Annotated in this window: 16 protein-coding genes and 1 pseudogene; 10 read left to right on the forward strand and 7 right to left on the reverse strand. The window is 73.5% G+C overall.

Features of this window, described 5'->3' with window-relative positions; genetic code table 11:
* Positions 1 to 5: 5 nt before the first annotated feature.
* A complete protein-coding gene (locus JT723_RS04930; protein ID WP_205043117.1) occupies positions 6 to 1,091 on the reverse strand; it encodes a beta family protein in 1,086 nt (361 codons plus the stop codon).
* A gap of 211 nt (positions 1,092 to 1,302) precedes the next feature.
* On the opposite strand from JT723_RS04930, the gene JT723_RS04935 reads away from it, so the two are divergent.
* From JT723_RS04935 to JT723_RS04950, 4 genes are all read left to right on the forward strand, one after another.
* Entirely contained in the window at positions 1,303 to 1,590 is a 288-nt protein-coding gene (locus JT723_RS04935; RefSeq protein WP_205043118.1) for a hypothetical protein, read from the forward strand.
* Positions 1,587 to 1,985: a PIN domain-containing protein gene (locus JT723_RS04940; RefSeq protein ID WP_205043119.1), complete on the forward strand. Its 399-nt coding sequence runs from the start codon at positions 1,587 to 1,589 to the stop codon at positions 1,983 to 1,985. The genes JT723_RS04935 and JT723_RS04940 overlap by 4 nt, the downstream gene beginning before the upstream one ends.
* Before the next feature lie 390 nt (positions 1,986 to 2,375).
* Complete coding sequence (locus JT723_RS04945) at positions 2,376 to 3,032, forward strand: maltokinase N-terminal cap-like domain-containing protein (protein ID WP_205043120.1); 657 nt, start codon at positions 2,376 to 2,378, stop codon at positions 3,030 to 3,032.
* A gap of 14 nt (positions 3,033 to 3,046) precedes the next feature.
* Positions 3,047 to 3,406 (forward strand): S1 RNA-binding domain-containing protein, encoded by a 360-nt coding sequence (locus JT723_RS04950; protein WP_307793986.1) that lies wholly within the window; start codon positions 3,047 to 3,049, stop codon positions 3,404 to 3,406.
* A gap of 120 nt (positions 3,407 to 3,526) precedes the next feature.
* On the opposite strand, the pseudogene JT723_RS34870 reads toward JT723_RS04950, so the two are convergent.
* From JT723_RS34870 to JT723_RS04970, 5 genes and pseudogenes are all read right to left on the reverse strand, one after another.
* Positions 3,527 to 3,755, reverse strand: a pseudogene (locus tag JT723_RS34870) (diadenosine tetraphosphate hydrolase); the annotation flags it as partial.
* Positions 3,756 to 3,840: 85 nt separating this feature from the next.
* Entirely contained in the window at positions 3,841 to 4,854 is a 1,014-nt protein-coding gene (locus JT723_RS04955; RefSeq protein ID WP_205043121.1) for an acetamidase/formamidase family protein, read from the reverse strand.
* Positions 4,855 to 5,214: 360 nt separating this feature from the next.
* Positions 5,215 to 6,783 (reverse strand): FAD-dependent oxidoreductase, encoded by a 1,569-nt coding sequence (locus JT723_RS04960; protein WP_251513074.1) that lies wholly within the window; start codon positions 6,781 to 6,783, stop codon positions 5,215 to 5,217.
* On the reverse strand, positions 6,780 to 7,514 hold the full coding sequence (locus JT723_RS04965; RefSeq protein ID WP_251513075.1) for a methyltransferase domain-containing protein: 735 nt from the start codon (positions 7,512 to 7,514) through the stop codon (positions 6,780 to 6,782). The genes JT723_RS04960 and JT723_RS04965 overlap by 4 nt, the downstream gene beginning before the upstream one ends.
* Positions 7,511 to 8,761 (reverse strand): lycopene cyclase family protein, encoded by a 1,251-nt coding sequence (locus tag JT723_RS04970; RefSeq protein WP_205043123.1) that lies wholly within the window; start codon positions 8,759 to 8,761, stop codon positions 7,511 to 7,513. Before JT723_RS04970 ends, JT723_RS04965 begins: the two co-directional genes overlap by 4 nt.
* A 422-nt stretch (positions 8,762 to 9,183) precedes the next feature.
* Between JT723_RS04970 and JT723_RS04975 the strand changes: the two genes are divergently transcribed.
* From JT723_RS04975 to JT723_RS04990, 4 genes are read left to right on the forward strand one after another with little or no spacing between them, the layout of a single operon-like run.
* Complete coding sequence (locus JT723_RS04975; protein WP_240165051.1) at positions 9,184 to 10,530, forward strand: polyprenyl synthetase family protein; 1,347 nt, start codon at positions 9,184 to 9,186, stop codon at positions 10,528 to 10,530.
* Positions 10,527 to 12,068, forward strand: coding sequence for a phytoene desaturase family protein (crtI, locus tag JT723_RS04980; RefSeq protein ID WP_205043124.1), 1,542 nt, complete (start codon positions 10,527 to 10,529; stop codon positions 12,066 to 12,068). Before JT723_RS04975 ends, crtI begins: the two co-directional genes overlap by 4 nt.
* Positions 12,065 to 13,123 (forward strand): phytoene/squalene synthase family protein, encoded by a 1,059-nt coding sequence (locus tag JT723_RS04985; protein WP_251513077.1) that lies wholly within the window; start codon positions 12,065 to 12,067, stop codon positions 13,121 to 13,123. Before crtI ends, JT723_RS04985 begins: the two co-directional genes overlap by 4 nt.
* The gene (locus JT723_RS04990) at positions 13,120 to 14,139 is read left to right on the forward strand and encodes a DUF5914 domain-containing protein (protein WP_205043125.1); all 1,020 of its coding nucleotides are present in this window, start codon (positions 13,120 to 13,122) and stop codon (positions 14,137 to 14,139) included. The genes JT723_RS04985 and JT723_RS04990 overlap by 4 nt, the downstream gene beginning before the upstream one ends.
* A 37-nt stretch (positions 14,140 to 14,176) precedes the next feature.
* Here JT723_RS04990 and JT723_RS04995 read toward each other — a convergent pair whose 3' ends face one another.
* Positions 14,177 to 14,617: an ester cyclase gene (locus tag JT723_RS04995; protein ID WP_205043126.1), complete on the reverse strand. Its 441-nt coding sequence runs from the start codon at positions 14,615 to 14,617 to the stop codon at positions 14,177 to 14,179.
* A gap of 128 nt (positions 14,618 to 14,745) precedes the next feature.
* Here JT723_RS04995 and JT723_RS05000 point away from each other — a divergent pair, with 128 nt between their 5' ends.
* Complete coding sequence (locus tag JT723_RS05000) at positions 14,746 to 15,429, forward strand: response regulator transcription factor (RefSeq protein WP_205043127.1); 684 nt, start codon at positions 14,746 to 14,748, stop codon at positions 15,427 to 15,429.
* The gene (locus JT723_RS35725) at positions 15,426 to 16,790 is read left to right on the forward strand and encodes a sensor histidine kinase (protein WP_205043128.1); all 1,365 of its coding nucleotides are present in this window, start codon (positions 15,426 to 15,428) and stop codon (positions 16,788 to 16,790) included. Before JT723_RS05000 ends, JT723_RS35725 begins: the two co-directional genes overlap by 4 nt.
* Positions 16,791 to 16,933: the final 143 nt, after the last annotated feature.

Here is a 16,933-nt window from a genome sequence, read left to right on the forward strand (position 1 = left end):
CGGTGTCATGCCTCCCCGCCGGTCAGTTGTGCCACGGCAAAGCTCATGTGCTGGATGTGGCCGACCCGAATCCACGTTTCTGCGTTGCCTGTGCCGTCCGAGCCGCTGCCGTACGCGCAGGCGTGGAGCCAGCGTTCGCCCTCGCTCCTGCCTGGGCGAAAGACCTCCGCCTCTGCGATCCCGCGGGCCACAGCCCGGACCCGCTCGGCACGGTACGGCCCCCGGGTAAGGGCCGGGGCGACGAGGAAGGCGTCGGGAGCGGTATAACGCATCAGGCCCCACGGCGGCCCGGGCCGCCGGACAGATGGGATGTTGGCGCTCAGGGCGTGTTCGGCTGAGTAATCGCCGTAGAGCAGGGGGCTCCGGAACTCTGGGCGCGAAGAGCGGACCAGGTGGTGCACCAGCCAGTCGTGGCGGGGAACGACAAGCGACAAACCGCTGGCGAGGGGCTGAATCGTACGCGGGAAGGCCCCTGCGGCGAGGACAACTGTGCGCCAGGGCAGGAGTCCTGCGAGGAGGTCGAGGGCTGCCAGCGCGATCTTTCCGGCGTCGGCCGTGTCCGTCACGGGACCCAGGTCGAGGAGAAGGTCGAGTTGCGACGGAGGGAGCCGTACCCGGTCGACGAGTTCGAGAAGTTCGGCCGAGCGTGATCCCTCCGGCGGTTCATCCAGCAGGACCCGGATACCCAGTCCGCGTCCACTGAGCAGGGCGAGGTCCGCGGTGTACCGCTGCAGGCGGTGGTTCCGCTCGGGGCCGGTGACCAGCCGCAGACGGCTTTGGGTCGCCAGCCGCCACAGGCCGCTTGCGGCCGCCTGGACGAGTCCTTCGAGGTGCGTGGCGTCCGCCCAGCCGACGGAGCTGGAGGACGCGTCGAGAACGGCGTCGATGCGCCGGGTGAGCCAGGGGCCGAAGGTCCTGGGGTCCTCGTCGGTATCGGCAGCGGAACGATCTCCGCGCGGGCGTTCGGGGCCGGTGCGTGGCACGACCGTCCACAAGGGAGTGATGCGCCTGCGGACGCGGGCGTCCAGGCGCTCGTAAGCCTGCCAGGCGTCCCGCCTCGCGGGTAGGAAAGGTACGTAGACCGGATCCACCACCACAGTTCCCCCGTCGACCCGCTGCGTCGCCGTGTGAACGGACCACCCTCGACACAAGGGTGACCGGCAGACGCCGGTAGGCGATAGAGGGCCTTTCAGGCCACGAGGTGCTTACGCCGCATTCCTCGGGAACCGAAAGGATTTTCCTCTTCCTGGGCGCGAGCCCTCGTGGTGGTGGACCCGCCAGGCGGGCGGTATGGTCGATGGTATGGCAACGAAGAAGTACACCGTGACGCTGCCCGAGGAGCTGGCCGAGGAGATCCGTTCCGAGGTCGGCCCCGGGGGCTTCAGCCGGTATGTCACGCAGGCCGTGGAGCGGCAGCGTGAGCGGGAGCGGCTGCACGAGGCCGTCGGCTGGTGGGAGGGCGAGTACGGGGACATCAGCGCGGAGGAGCTCGCCGAGGCGGAGGCCGAGCGCAGGGAGATCGAGCGGGCTCACGCCGAGCGGGGGGCGCGTGCCCGGCAGGCTGCCGATTCGCCCGGGGCTGCCGCGTGAGCGACGGGCAGGTCTACCTGCTCGACAGTGAGGGCCTGTCCCAGTGGGTGCGCGGGGACCGGCGGATGGGTGCGCGGATCAAGGACGCCGACCGGGCGGACATCCCCGTGGTAACGACGTCGATGACCCTCGTCGAGGCCTACCACGCCAAGCTCCACCGGCCGGCCTGGCGCTGGGCCCCGTCGCGGCTGCGCGTGGAGCCCGTGACCGAGCAGGTCGCCGATGCCGCCATCGACCTCCTCCAGGACGCAGGCCTCCACGGCCACAAGTACGCCATCGACGCCGCCCTGGCGGCCGTGGCCCTTCGTCAGCCGGGACGCGTCACGATCTTCACCTCCGACGAGGACGACATGCGCAAACTCTGCGGAGACCGCGTGGCGGTGGTGAAGCTCTGACGCCCCGCCTCCCCACGCGCGCGGGCGGCGCGACCGAGCTGGTCAGGGTGCGGATTCCCTGGGAGAAAATTGGGAGACGATCATGGAAGAGCCGCCTCCCCGGACCCGCTCAGACCAACCCCCGCCAACCCCCTGACCTGCGGTTTCCCGAATCCCGCAGGTCAGACCAGGGCCTCAACTGCCTTCGGGACGAAGAGGTCGTAGGTTCACATCCCGCCGCCCCGGCTCCAAAGCAGCGGGTCAGGGCCTTGATCCTCACGAGGGTTAAGGCCCTGACCCGTTCCAGGGGCGGCCTGGGACGCCGGGACCGGAATCGGCTCGGCGGAAGTTGCCGGAAGCACCGGTATGGAAGGCTGAGAGGATCCCCGCCACAGAAGGGTGACCAGCGGCATGGCCCTGATCCACCACACCACCGTCACGCCCAGCAAGGTCGAGCTGCTCGCCGGGTGGCTGCCCACCCGCCCCTGGTACCAGGGTGGACGGGGCACGCCCGTACTGGAGAAGTCGGGGGGTTTCCGGCTGGACGACCCGGCCGGGGAGGTGGGCATCGAGTTCATGGTCGTCACCGACACGGGCAGCCCCGAGCCGGGGGTCTACCTGGTACCGCTCACCTACCGTGGGGCGCCGTTGGAGGGCGCGGAAGACGCTCTCGTCGGGACGATGCAGCACGGCGTGCTGGGCAAGCGGTGGGCGTACGACGGCTGCCACGACCCCGTGCTCGTCGCCGAGTTGCTCGGGCTGATCGGGGGCATCGCGCCGGCCATGGCGCAGAGCATCACCGACGCCCGCGACCACGAAGTGACCCGCTCCCACACCGGCTCCCCGTTCGACCTGGACGGCTTCACGCCCCGTCCCACCGACGACCAGGACGGGACCCACCTCCCCACCCCCGGCGGTACGGTCCTGCACATCCACCGGGTCCTCGAATCCGTCGCCGAGCATCCGCCGCTCCCGCGCCAGGGAGCCCTCGGCCACGTAGCGACCGGTTGGCAGGGACCGGACGGCACACGCCAGCGGGCTGTCCTGATGACGTTGCTCGACGCCTGACCCGGGTGAGCCGCATGGGGGGACTGCCCGAGCACCCGGAGTTGTGGGCCTTCCTCGAAGCGCTGGCCCGCGGTGAGGCGCTGTCCGGCACCGTGGCGGCGATCGAGCGGTTCGGGGTGTTCGTGGCGCTCGATCACGGCCCCGCTCACCCGCTCTTCCCCGGCGTCGGCTTCATCACCTACCCCGAACTCGCCTGGCAGCGCTTCGTCAAGGCATCGGGCGTCGTCCAGGTCGGACAGCGGGTGACGTGCGAATTCCTCCAGTTCGACACGGGGAACCTGGAGGCGAGGCTCTCCCTGCGGGCGATGCAGCCGGACCCCTTCCAGGAGTTCGCCGACCGGGCCGCGGTAGGCAGGAACTGCGCGGCGAGGTGACCGTACTGGTGTCGTTCGGCGCCTTCGCCCGGGTCGCCGACGGGATTGAAGGGCTGGTCCACCGGCGGGACCTCACCACGGGGCCGGCATCGTCGCGCTGTGGCGGACTCCGTGACCGACCTCAACGGCTTCTCCGAGCCGGTCCATGTCGGACAGAAACGCCAGCCGCCTCCCCGTCGACAGATCAGACAGCCGCTGAACGCCTGTTTCGTCCACGAGGAGAACCGAGTAACCCGGCAGGAACTGAAGTCGCCGATCACCGCGAACCCCGACTCGAGCCGCCGCAGCACAGTCGGGTTCTCACCTCGCAGAGCAGCCCCATCCGATCCGTCCGCCGGTCACCGACCATTGCCCTAACCTGGCCACAGGTGACCAAGGCCCGTTCTTCGCTCCCCAACCCACCCGCGTACGTCAAGAACCGACGTGCCGCGCGCTCAGGGCCGGAACGCCGCCGCTGTCTCCCTCAGCTGCGCGTGGAGCCCGCGGTGGGTCTCACCCGAGGGCAGCCACTCCTTGCGGATCTTGGCCACGCACGTGTAGTTGGTGTCGCAGACGTTGGCCAGCGGTGACTCGACGGCCTGGGTGGCGAACTGGTACGCGTCCAGTTCGCTGAACCCGTAGTCGCGCACCAGCCACTGCACCATGTCGAGCTGGGAGATCCGGAAAGCGTCCTCCAGCGGACGCGCCGATCCGGTCGAGATGATGTGCGTGTCCGACTCGATACGCGGCCACGGCGTGGCGATCCCTTTGAGCAGCTCGACGATCACCACGGTGTTCATCGCGCACTCGACGGCCACCCCGCAGGTCTCCCCCTCACCCTGCCGGGCATGCCCGTCGCCGAGGCTGAGCAGCGCCCCCTCGACGTTCACACCGAGGTAGCAGGTGACGCCTGCCCGCATCTCGGGCGTGTCCATGTTGCCGCCGTGCGCGTCGGGCACCAGCGCCGAGCGCACCTCCAGATTGGCCGGCGCCACCCCCACCGTCCCGTGCATCGGGTCCATGGGCAGCTCGGCCTCGAAGTCGCTGTCGTGCGCGCGGAAAAGCGCCGTGCGCCGCGCCCGGTCCAGCTGCCAGATCCAGACGGTCTCCGGCAGCGGAGGCTGCAGGCTCGCCGTGGTGTGGGTCGAGGTGAGCGCCCCGAAAAGCGGGACCGTGGTGGACGCCGCCCAGTCCCGCGCGGGCTCGATCGACACGAAGTGCACGGCGACCGTGTCGCCCGGCTCCGCTCCCACGACGTGGAAGGGGCCGGTCTGCGGGTTGAGGAACGGGAACTCGCACACCTCGGACACCAGGTCCTTCTCGGACCGTACCCGTCCGGCGAAGCAGTCCTCGGTGTACAGGTCGAGAACGGTGCCGGGCACGACGCGCGCCACGGGCGGTGCACCGCCGAACGTCCACGCGTACTCACCCGGTCGGGGCCGGACGGTCAGGATCCGGGGGTCGCCCATCGCTGCACTGCTCCGTTCTGGCTGTACCTGTGGATGCCCGAAGGAACGTACAGGTGCCCCCGGCCGGAATGCAGGCCATTCCGCATTCGCCGGACCCGGCGCGACCAGAGAACGGCCGGACTCCTGGCCCTCGGACAGCAGGAACCGGTTCTGCGCAGCAGCGTGAGTGCCACGGCGGCCGCCGCGGTGGCGCCCGCGCCGATCAGCCCGCCGTCTGCTCCGGGCTGCTCCGGGCTGCTCCGCCACCGGTGCCACACCGGTGCCACACCGGTGCCGGGCGCCCCCTTGGGCGCGATGGCCACGTGTCCCGTGACCGGAGTGGGGCCGGGGCCGTCCGGCGGCAGCAGGCCCTGCGCGAGGTCACGGTGGCCGCGGTCTGCCGAGCCGGGCTGCTGCTCGCAGCAGGGCCGAGCGGCCCTGGTCGGGGACGGTCCACAGGGTGTGTCCGCGCACCCCCCAGCGCTGCAGCAGGCAGTTGGCGGCGAGGAAGCCGGTGGTGGCGGCGCGCTCCATGAGCGCGACGGGCAGGTCGGTCCGGACGATGTCGCCGGCGAGGACGATGCCGGGGTCCGGAGTGGTGACGCCGGGCCGGTGATGGTGGCCGCCCACCGGGAAGAGCGGGCAGTCGGCCCGCCATTCGTGGCGGGCGTCGACGACGCGGCCGGCCCGGGTCTCGGGGTAGAGGCGGTGCAGTTCCTCGACGAGCCGCTGCTGGCAGGTGTTGCGGTCGGCGTCGTCCGGCAGGGCGTAGGCGTGCAGTTCCACCACGGAACCGCCTGTGCGGGCGGCCCAGTCGGCGGCCTGCGTCTCCCAGCGTTCCAGGACGCTGACGTTGTCCAGCGGGCCGTAGCCGCTGGTGCCGACGAAGCCCGGGCGGTGGGGTGCCACGGGGCGGTCCAGCCACAGCCGGGAGACCAGGAAGGGCGGGGCTGTCCGCAGGCGGGCGATGCGCTCGCGCCACGAGGGGTCGCCCAGGCGGGGTGAGCCGGCCACCAAGGTGCGCAGTCCGGCCGCGTCCAGGGCGAGGACGACGGTGTCGTGCCGGTGCCCGGCGTCGTCGGTCTCGACGGTGTATCCGCCGCTGCCGGCGGGGGTGACGGTCCGGACGGCGGCGCCGGTGCGGACGCCGGCCCCATGGCCGACGAGGTAGTGCCGCAACGGGTCCCACAGCGCCTGCGGGTAGGGGGCGTGGGGGACGTCGAAGAGGAGCCCTTCGCTGGAGCCGAGGAAGTAGATGTGGAACATCAGGGCCATCTCGGCGGCGGACAGCTCGGTGGGATCGGCGAAGAAGCTGCGGGAGAAGACGGTGAAGGCCAGGTCGTTGGCGGCTTCGGGGAAGCCGACGGCGGACAGCAGGTCGGCGGCGCTGATGTGGTCCAGGCGCCGGTAGATGTCGGGCACTCGCACGTCGAGCAGGGGCAGGGCGGCGGCCGGGTGCATGCGCAGCAGGTCTCGGACGGTGAAGGCCGGGCTGAGCGCGACGAATCCGAGAGCGCTCAGCGGCGGGGTGCGCGGCACGTGCCGGAAGCTGTCGCGCATCCCGCCGCTGTGCTGCAACGGGTAGTCGGGCAGGCCGGCCAGGCCGGCCAGGCCTGGGTCGGTGCGGCGCAGCAGCGCGCGCAGGTTGTAGTACTGGCGGAAGAACGCGTGGAAGCCTCTGCTCATGGTGGCGGTGCTGCCGTCGGCCAACCGGACAGGCCAGCCGGCCAAGCGGCCGCCCAGTGTGTCCTGCGCTTCGTAGACCGTGACCGTGACGCCGCGTTCGGCCAGTGCGGTGGCCGCGGCAAGGCCGGCGATTCCGCCGCCGACCACGGCCGTGCTGGGTGCGTGCCCGATGACGCGGGCGGTGCCGGGGGGTGCGGGCAGCGTGCGTGCCCGCCGGTCGCGTCCCGGGGCACCGGGCGCGGGGGCGCGCACGAGGCGGGTCACCGGGACGCCTGCCCGCCGGCTGCGGGGCGCCGGGCGAGGACGGTGTGCACGATGCCGGTCTGCCATCCGGCCACCGGAAGGATCATGGGCTGGACGAAGCCGGCCCGGGTCAGGCGGTCGGCGAAAGCGGGCGCGGTGTCGAAGGCGATGACGCTGCGCCACAGGTGCTGGTAGAGGGCGCGGTCACCGGTCATGGTGCCGACGGGCTGGACGATGCCTTTGCACACTGCCGTCCACACCGCGCGGTGGGCCGGTCTGCCGCTGAGGGCGTACTCGTGGACGGCGAGCACGCCGCCGGGGACGAGCAGGTCGCGCACCCGGGCCAGGACCGGGTCGGGGTCGGTGAGGTTGCGGAAGAGGTAGGCGGCGAACACGGCGTCGAACGGGCCGCGCACCCCCGCCCGGGTCAGTGTCTCGGCGGCCGACTGCACGAAGGTCACGTTGCCCGGCCAGCGCTTGGCCTGTGCCCGCCGCAGCATGCCTGCCGAGGCGTCGACGGCGGTGACGTGCGCGTGCGGGGCCGCGCGGAGCAGCGCCGCGGTGGACGCGCCCGTTCCGCAGCCCAGGTCCAGTACGCGCATGCCTGCGCCGCGGTGCGCAAGTCCCACGCGCCGGGCGGACCGGCGGAGTTGGCGGTGGTAGCCGGGGTTCGCGGCCACCAGGGTGTCGTAGCCGCGAGCGGCGTGGTCGAAGGCGGCGGTGAGATCCGCGTCGCGCAGGAGTGCGGTCACATCTCTCCTTCGGTCCGCGGCGACGCGGGCTCGGGGTCGCCGGGGGGCCGGGCGAGGTGCGCCGGGAAGTGCCGGCGGGGCAGGGTGGCGGCGGCCGCCGCCGTGCGGAGCATGGCGAGCACCGGCGTGCGCAGGCCGATGCCGATGTCGTGGTGCATACGGGTGTCTCCGTCGAGGAATCGCAGCAGCCGCACCGCGGGGACCTGGCGGAACAGGCGGGGGAAGAAGTCGGCGCCGTCGATGGTGCCGCTGTCCAGTCCGTGCAGCACGACGGCGTCCATGGCCCTGGCCCGCAGCCGGTGGGGGCGGGGCGGGAGCGGGCTGCGCCCGGCCAGGTAGGCGTTCGCGACCGCTCGGCTCTGGCGTTGGATGGCGGCGAAGGTGTAGCCGGTGGCCGGCCGGGTGGCTCCGCCGGCGGTACCGATGCGGAACACCGACGGGCCGGGGCTGCGGGTGAAGGAGGCGTCGGTCATGGGGATGACGCCGGTCTCGGTGCCCAGCACCTCGAACGCGCCCAGCCGGAGGACGTCCCGCGTGTAGTGGCGCAGCGCTGCCAGGTAGGAGGTGTGGGGCAGTGCGGCGGCGGAGAACTGGGTGTATTCCACCAGGGCTTCGTGCCGTCCGGTGGGCAGCACGTATCCGAAGGACATGCCGTGTCCGGGCTGCGGGGTGCGGAAGTCCATCCAGTCGGCCACGTGCGGTTCGAAGGCCGGCCGGCGGGTGCGCACGAACCAGCCGTGGAAGTGCTGCAGGAGCAGTGTGCGGGCCGCGGGCAGCCGGGCCGGCGGGCGGGAGTCGAACAGCCAGCGGGTGCGCACACTGCCTGCTCGCCCTTCGGCGCCGGCCAGCAGCGCCTCGGCGGCACCGGCGCGGGAGCGCACCCGCTCCACCACGCCGTCCAGGCGCCGCAGCCCTGGTGCCCCCTCCAGCCGTGCGCCGACCAGGGTCTCGAAATCCGGGGAGCGGATCATCTTGTACCGCAGCGGGTCGATGTCGCGGACGACGGCCCGTCCGTCCCGGTCGTGCATGCGCAGCCACCGCCACGACGCGGTCACCGCGGGTTCGTACGCGCCGGCGCCGGCCTCCCAGAAACACCAGGTCCGCGGCGGCGGGCGCCGGCCGGGCGGAGGCTCGATCAGCACCAGCGACGGGACGGGGCCGCCCCGCGCGGGCGGCAGCGCGAGCGCGTGGGCCAGCGACAGGCCGGCCGCCCCCGCACCGACGATGGCGATGTCCGCGTCCAGCACGGTGCGTCCTCCTCGTCGCCGCCGGCGCTGCTCGTGCACAGCATTCCGCGGCCGGGGCGACATCGGGGGCAGGCGCGTCACCGACTCACCCGCAGGCACGCGTCCCGCCCCCGCGCGCGTCACGGGACCAGCCCTCCGCGGCCCTCGCGGAAGGGCGGCGCAGAACGGTGCCGAGCGGGGCGCCGCCCACGCGTGCGGCTGTACGCATGCAGCCGATCGGGGGACCGCCACGGGTGGCAGCGGCCGGCCCGGCGCCGTGGATGGTCCGCTGGAGCCGGATGTCCGGAGCGGCGACGCCGCCTGCCCGCCTCCGGGACGCGCCGGAACCGGGTGGGCGCCGCCAGGGGTGCATCCGCGGTGTGACCCGGCGGGGACGGGCGGGTGGCGACGGCAGGACGCCGGATTCCCAGAGAGGAAGTGCGATGCACCGGATGCAGGTCACCCACCACCCCATCTCCGGCCGCCGGCCGGCCGGAGCGGAGCCGGGTGCCGGTGCCCTGCCGGGCTCCCACGGCACCGCCCAGGCCGGCACGGGCGCCGCGCAGGCAGACGCCGCGCGAACAGACGCTGCCGGCACGGGCACCGCCGATGCGGACGTGGCCGGAGCCGTCGGAGAGGTACTGCGGCGGCTGCTGCGCCCGCGCGTCGAGGAGGCCGCTTCCGCCGACCCGGTGTTCGGCAGGGATGTGGCCGAGCCTGTCGCACGGTTCGCCCTGCACGGCGGCAAGCGCATGCGGTCACAGTTGCTCTGGTGGGGGATGCGGGCCTGCGGAGGCGATGCGCAGGCGGCAGACGCCGCCCTGCACGTGGCGGCCGGGGTGGAGTTGCTGCAGACCTGCGCGCTGCTCCACGACGACGTCATGGACGGCGCACAGGTGCGGCGCGGGCGGCCCGCCTTCCATGTGGCCTGGCACGACGCCCGCCCTGGCGTCCGCCGCGCGGTGCCGGGCCCGACGTTCGGGGACTCCGCCGCGATCCTCGCGGGTGATCTGGCGCTTGCCTGGGCGGACGACACCGTCGCCACCGCTCCCCTACGGCCCGACCGCGCAGCGGCGGTACGGGGGCTGTGGCAGGTGCTGCGCACTGAAATGGCGGCCGGTCAGTACGTGGACCTGCACAGCCAGGCCACCGGGTGCCGCTCGGAGCGGACGGCGGTGCGCACGGCTCTGCTCAAGAGCGCCCTGTACTCGGTGCAGCGGCCGCTGGAGCTGGGCGCCGCCCTGGCCGGGGCCGGCCGCGCCGCCGCCGACGCCCTGTCCGTCGCGGGTCGCTGCGCCGGACTTGCGTTCCAGTTGCGCGACGACCTCACCGACGCCTTCGGCGACCCGGCGCGCACCGGCGTACCGACGGACTCCGACATCCGGGCGGGCAAGCCGACCTACCTGGTGGCGGTGGCCCGCCGGCTCGCCCAGCGAAGCGGCGACCGGGCAGCCCTGCGCGTGCTGGACCGGCGTGCCGGGGGCGCGGGCCTGTCCCCGCAGGCTCAGGCGGAGGTCCGGCAGGTACTGGAGTCCATCGGGGCACGCGCGGCGGTCGAGGCGCAGATCGCGGCGCTCACCGCGCGGGCGCTCGACCATCTGGGGGCTCCCCTGGCAGGACTCGGCCCGGTCGCCAGGAGCCGGATCGGGGACCTGTTCACGGCTGCCACCCGCGCCGCCGGGAATGCCGCGTCCCGCGGGCCGGTCGCGGACCAGGCCGAGCTGGACCCGGTCATCGCCGAGGTGCTGTCCGCGGCCGGCCACGTCACCGAGAAGGAGGACATGCGGTGATGCGTACGGTTGCCGGGCGCACCGACCATGTCGTCGTCGTGGGCGCCGGTCTCGCGGGCCTGTCGGCCGCGTTGCACCTGCTCGGAGCCGGCCGGCGGGTCACCGTCGTCGAACGCGACGCCGGGCCTGGCGGCTTGGCGGGCCGGATCACGCTCGGCGGGTTCCGCTTCGACACCGGACCCACCGTGCTGACCATGCCCGACATCGCCGACGAGGCGTTCGCCGCCGTCGGCGAGCGGCTGGCCGACCGGGTCGAGCTGATCGCGCTCCAGCCCGCCTACCGGGCGTGCTTCGCCGACGGCAGCGCGCTGGACGTCCACACCGGCGCCGACGCGATGGAGGCCGAGGTGCGCCGCTTCGCCGGGGCACGGGAAGCCGCCGGCTACCGGCGGCTGCGCAGCTGGCTGGAGCGGGTGTACCGGGCGCAGATGCGCCGCTTCATCGACGCCAACTTCGACTCCCCGCTGGGGCTGGTCAACGCCGACCTGGCCCGGCTGGCCGCACTGGGCGGCTTCGGCCGCTGGCAGCACCGTGTCGACCGCCACCTGCGCGACGAGCGGCTGCGCCGGGTGTTCACCTTCCAGGCCCTTTACGCAGGGGTTGCGCCGGCCCGTGCTCTGGCCGCGTACGCGGTGATCGCCTACATGGACACCGTCGCCGGGGTGTACTTCCCCCGCGGCGGCATGCACGCCCTGCCCGAGGCCATGGCCGCAGCGGCCGGACGCGCCGGTGCCGACCTGCGCTACGGACACGAGGTGACGTCGCTGGAGCGGAGGGGACAGCGGGTGACCGCAGTCGTCACCACCGGCGGCCGCATCCCCTGCGACGCCCTCGTGCTGACCCCCGATCTGCCGGTCGCCTTCCGGCTGCTGGGCCGCGCCCCGCGCCGCCCGGTGCCGCTGCGGTACTCACCCTCCGCGGTGGTGCTGCACGCCGGCACCGACCGCACCTGGCCGCAGCTGGCGCACCACACGCTGTCCTTCGGCGCCGCCTGGCGCACCACCTTCGACGAACTCACCCGCAGCGGAAGGGTGATGAGCGACCCGTCGCTGCTCATCACCCGGCCCACCAGCCACGACCCCTCGCTCGCCCCGCCCGGCCGCCACGTGCACTACGTTCTCGCGCCCTGCCCCAACACCGGCACCGGGCCGGGGGCGGGCCAGTGGCCCGGGCTCGCTCCCCGCTACCGCGACGGCCTCCTGCGCGAACTCGACCGGCGCGGGCTGGCCGGGATGGCGGAATCCATCGAGCGGGAGCATCTGGTCACACCCGCGGACTGGCAGGCACGCGGGCACAGTGCGGGCACCCCCTTCTCGCTGGCCCACACCTTCACCCAGACCGGGCCGTTCCGGCCGCGCAACCTGCCTCGTGGCACAGACAACGCCGTGCTCGCCGGATGCGGAACCACCCCGGGCGTCGGCATCCCCACCGTGCTGCTGTCCGGAAAACTCGCCGCGTCACGCATCACCGGACCGCCCGCCCGGTACCGCAGCCGCCCGGCCGCACAGCCCCCGGGCGGCGACGGAGGTCGGCCGTGACGTCGCGGTCCGTGGAGCGCGCCCTCGACCACGCCGGCATCACCGGCGCGCAACTGCGCGACGCCTACCTTTACTGCGCGCGACTGCACGCCCGCCACGGCCGCACCTACTTCCTGGCGACCCGCCTGCTTCCCCCGGCACGGAGGCCCGCCGTCCACGCCTTGTACGGCTTCGCACGCTGGGCGGACGACATCGTCGACAGCCTCGATCCGGCCGCGACGGCGCACCGGCGGGCCGCCGCGCTGACCCGGCTCGAACAGCGCCTGCGCGCCGGCCTGCGCACCCGGCGCAGCAGTGAACCGGTCGTCCGTGCGGTCACCGACACAGCCGCCCGGTACCGCATCGACCACGGGCACTTCACCGACTTCCTCACGTCCATGCGCGCCGACCTCACGGTCACCGACTACCCCACCTACCGGGACCTGCGGGCCTACATGCACGGCTCGGCCGCCGTCATCGGCCTGCAGATGCTGCCGGTGCTCGGCACCGTCACCCCCCGGGCGCAGGCCGCACCGCACGCGGCCGCCCTGGGGGTCGCCTTCCAGCTCACCAATTTCCTGCGCGACGTCGGCGAGGACCTCGACCGCGGGCGCGTCTACCTGCCCCGCGACCTGCTCGCCGCCCACGGCGCCGACCGCGCCCTGCTGGAGTGGAGCCGCCGCACCGGCAGATCCGACGCCCGCATCACGGCCGCGGTCCGGGCCGCGGAGGATCTGACCCGGGCGGTCTACCGCGAGGCCGAGCCCGGTATCGAGATGCTCGACCCGGTCTCCCGACCCTGTGTCCGCACCGCTTTCACGCTCTACCGCGGCATCCTGGACGCCATCGCCGACGACGGCTACGCCGTGGTGCAGCGTCGCGCGGTCGTCGCCCGGCACCGCCGCGCGGCGGTCGCCGCCGACGGGCTGCTGCGCATCGCCGGCGCCCGGTTGCGCGCCCGGCGCACCGGCTCCGAGCCCTTGCCCGAACCCGGGCCGCTCGACGGGGGACCCGCCGGGGCGGCATGTTCCACGCGGCGGAGAGGCCCGGTTCCGTTGTCCGAGGAGGAGTTATGAGCACCGGCGACGACCGGCGTGCACCATCCCGCTACCCGCTGCGGCTGCGCCGCCGCCCCGTGCCCTGGGCGCGGCAGCGCCCCACCTGGGGGGATGCCCGGCCGTCGCTGATCGCCGAAGCCCTCAGGGCCGCGCAGTCCCGTCCCACCGGCAACTGGTACGTCGTCGGTGCGACCCGCGAGACGTTCGGTGACCGCCCGCTGGCACGCACTGTCGCCGGTGAGGAGGTCGTGGTCTGGCGCGACGGCGCGGGGGCGCCGGTCGCCGGCCCGGGGATCTGCCCCCACCTCGGCGCCCCGCTGGGCCGTAGCCCAGTGTGCGGGGGCGTGCTGCGCTGCCACTGGCACGGACTCGCCCTGGACGGGTCGCCGTTCGCCGGCTGGCAGCCGTACCCGGTGCACGACGACGGGGTCCTCGTCTGGGTGCGCTTGGACCGCGTCGGCGGTGAGCCGCCACTGCCCGCTCCGGCCGTGCCCGGCCGCCCCGCCCTGGGCCGCGCGGTGGACGCGGTCTACACCGGTGTCGGCCGCTGCGAACCCGAGGACGTGGTCGCCAACCGCCTCGACCCCTGGCACGGCGCCTGGCTGCACCCCTATTCCTTCGTCGACCTGACAGTCGTCCCCGGCCCCTCCCCGGCCGACCCGTCGGACGACGGCGGTTTCACGGTGGATGTCTCCTTCAGGCTCGCCGGGCGGCTCGTCGTACCCGTCCGTGCCGTCTTCACCGCTCCAGGGCCTCGTACGGTCGTCATGCGCATCACACACGGCGAGGGTGCTGGTTCCGTGGTCGAGACCCATGCAACACCGCTGCGGCCGGCCGGCCACGAGGACCCGCGCACCGCGGTGGTCGAAGCCGTCGTCGCCACCAGCGACCGCCCCGGCTTCGCCGCCGCCCGCTCCGCAGCCGCCGTTCTGCGCCCTCTGGTGCGCGCTTCGGCACGCCGCCTGTGGCGCGACGACCTCGCCTACGCGGAACGACGCCGCCATCTGCTGGTCCGCGGCCGGTTCCCCGGATAGCGGCCAGCCGGTTGGCCAGGGCCGGCGGGGCCTCCGGTCAGCTCTGCCTCCGCTCGATCAGGCCCAGCTGGCTCATGATGGCGCCGGTGTCCAGATAGGCGCGGCCTTCCTGGATCTTGCCGTCCTTGACCTTGTAGATGTCGCACGCGTGCACGGTGACGTCACGCCCCGTGGCGGGGACGGTGCCCGCGTGCAGGACCAGGTCGCCGGTCTGCGTCCCGCTGCCGGTGTATTCGACGACCACCGTGTCGCCCTGGGACGTGAGGTGGTCGAGGGTGAACCTGCCGTCGGGCATGGCGTCGAACATGCTCTTCGCCAGCTGGGTGAAGCCGTCGGGTCCCTGCAGCGTCCTGCCGCTGCCCTCCTCTACGAGAGTGCAGTCGGCGGCCACGGACCCGGCGATGGCGTCGTAGTCCCGGTCGTTCCACGCCCGGAAGAGATCGCGCACGAAGGTCTCGTTGTCGACCGTGTGAGTCATGGCATCCTCCATTCGGGGACGGCTTCTCCACCCCTCCTTCCATGCTGGCCCGCCGTGTCCGGCCCCGCATTCCCGCCGGAACGGATGCGTGGCCGGACGCCGGACCCCCCGTTGCCTACGATGGGGTGATGCGGGTTCTCGTCGTGGAGGACGACCCGGGCATCGCCGATCTGCTGGTGCGTGGGCTGGAACGGGCCGGGTACGAGGCTGTCGGGGTGCCCGACGGGCGGCAGGCTCTGGCGTCCGTGCCGGAGCCCGACGTCGTGCTTCTGGACCTGGGCCTGCCCGATATGGACGGTGTCGACGTGTGCCGGCGGCTGCGCGGCCGCTCGGACGCGGCGATCATCGTGGTCACCGCCCGGGGCGAGGAGGGCGACCGGGTGGCAGCGCTCGACGAGGGCGCCGACGACTATCTGGTCAAGCCGTTCGGCCTGGCCGAACTCCTCGCACGGATCCGGGCGGTGCTGCGCAGGGTGCGCCCGGTCGAACAGGACGTCCTGCGGCACGGCGACCTCACGGTGGACGTGCGGACCCGCAGGGTGACGGTCGGGGAGCACGAGGTGGCACTGACCCCGAAGGAGTTCGACATCCTGGAGGCGCTCGCCGTTGATCCCGGGCGGGTGGTCACCCGTCAGGAGATCCTGGAACGCGCCTGGGACGCGCACTGGTACGGCCCGACGAAGGTCCTGGACGTCCACATCGCCGGGTTGCGCCGCAAGCTGGGCGTGTCCGGGCTGGTGGAGACCGTGTACGGCAGGGGCTTCCGCCTGGGCACCCCCGACGACCAGGGTGCGCCGCCCGGTGGGCCATGACCCGGCGTATCGCCCTGGCCGTGATGGCCCTGGTCACGGTGCTGCTGGTCCTCGCGGTCGTACCGCTCGGTCTGTCGCTTGCCGGACGCGAGCGGACAACCTTCCGTGACAACGCCGAGGCGGCGGACCGTGTGCTGGCCGCCTCCGCCGAGGAGCACCTGTCCGACCAGGGTTCGACCGCCTCCCTGCGGCAGTTGCTGGAGCGGGCGACAGAGCAGGACGACTGCGCTGCCGTCTTCGACACCGCGGGCCGCGTGGTGGCGGCCACGGCGTGCCCGGGGCAGGACGCCGCACAGTCGGCGGCCACCCGCGAGGAGTGGGCCGCCCTCGCCCGCGAGGCGATCGCCCGCCCCGCAACGCTGACACGGAAAGTCGGCGACCGCCTTTCCGTCGCGGTGACCGTCGGTGACGCCACCGAACCGGTGGGCGTGTCGGTCCTGTCCCGGTCGGTCGAGCCGACGGACGACCGGATCGCGACGATGTGGGCCCGGCTCGCGGCGGTCGGCATCGGTGGGCTGGTTGCGGGGGCGCTCCTGGCAGTGGGCCTGGCACGGTGGGTCGGCCGGCCGCTGCGCGCCGTGGACCTGGCCGCGCGGGATCTCGGTGAGGGGCGGCTGGGGGTGCGCGCCGCCGCGGGGCGGGGGCCGGTCGAGGTGCGCAGGCTGTCAGCGACCTTCAACACCATGGCTGCCAGGATGGAGACGCTGATCCACGGGCACCAGGCAGTGATCGCCGATGTCTCGCACCAGTTGCGCACCCCGCTGACGGCGCTGCGGCTGCGGCTGGACATGCTCGCGGTGGACGCCGACGAGCCCACCGCCGCGGAACTGGCCTCCGCACAGGAGGAGATCGCCCGGCTGTCCCGGCTGGTCGACGGGCTGCTGGCGGTGGCCCGCGCCGAGAACGCCGTACCGAGGCCGGTCGCGGTGCGCGTCGACGAGGTGGTGGCGGACCGGGTCGCCGCCTGGTCACCGGTGGCGCGGGAGCGGCGGGTCGTCCTCAGCGGCCGCTGCCCGCAAAGGCTGGCGGCCCGCCTCGGTGCCGGGGACCTGGAGCAGGTGCTGGACAACCTGGTGGCCAACGCCCTGGACGCGGTGGACGAGGGGGGACGGGTGCGGATCGACGGCCGGACCCGCCGCGGCCGGGTGGTCCTCACGGTGACCGACGACGGCCCGGGGATGACGCCCGAGGCGCGGGCGGCGGCTTTCCACCGCTTCGGCAACCCGGAGGCGTCGGGCGCCGGGCTGGGGCTGGCCATCGTGTACCGGCTGCTCACCGCCAACGGTGGCTCCGTCAGGTTCGCGGACACCCCGGGTGGCGGCCTGACCGTGGTCATGGAGTTGGACGCAGCGGGGACGTGACCGTCCCCGGGGCCGGCAGGGACGCCTCGGCGGGAACCTCGCCCGCCGTCCTTAACCACTTCTGAGTATTTCCTGAACGGGTTCCCGACGGGCCGCACGTCACGCTGGTGGAGCACGCCGTCGCTCTTCGCCGAGGAGGTCCG

The organism is Actinacidiphila bryophytorum, assembly GCF_016916835.1.
GTDB classification, from domain to species: domain Bacteria; phylum Actinomycetota; class Actinomycetes; order Streptomycetales; family Streptomycetaceae; genus Actinacidiphila; species Actinacidiphila bryophytorum.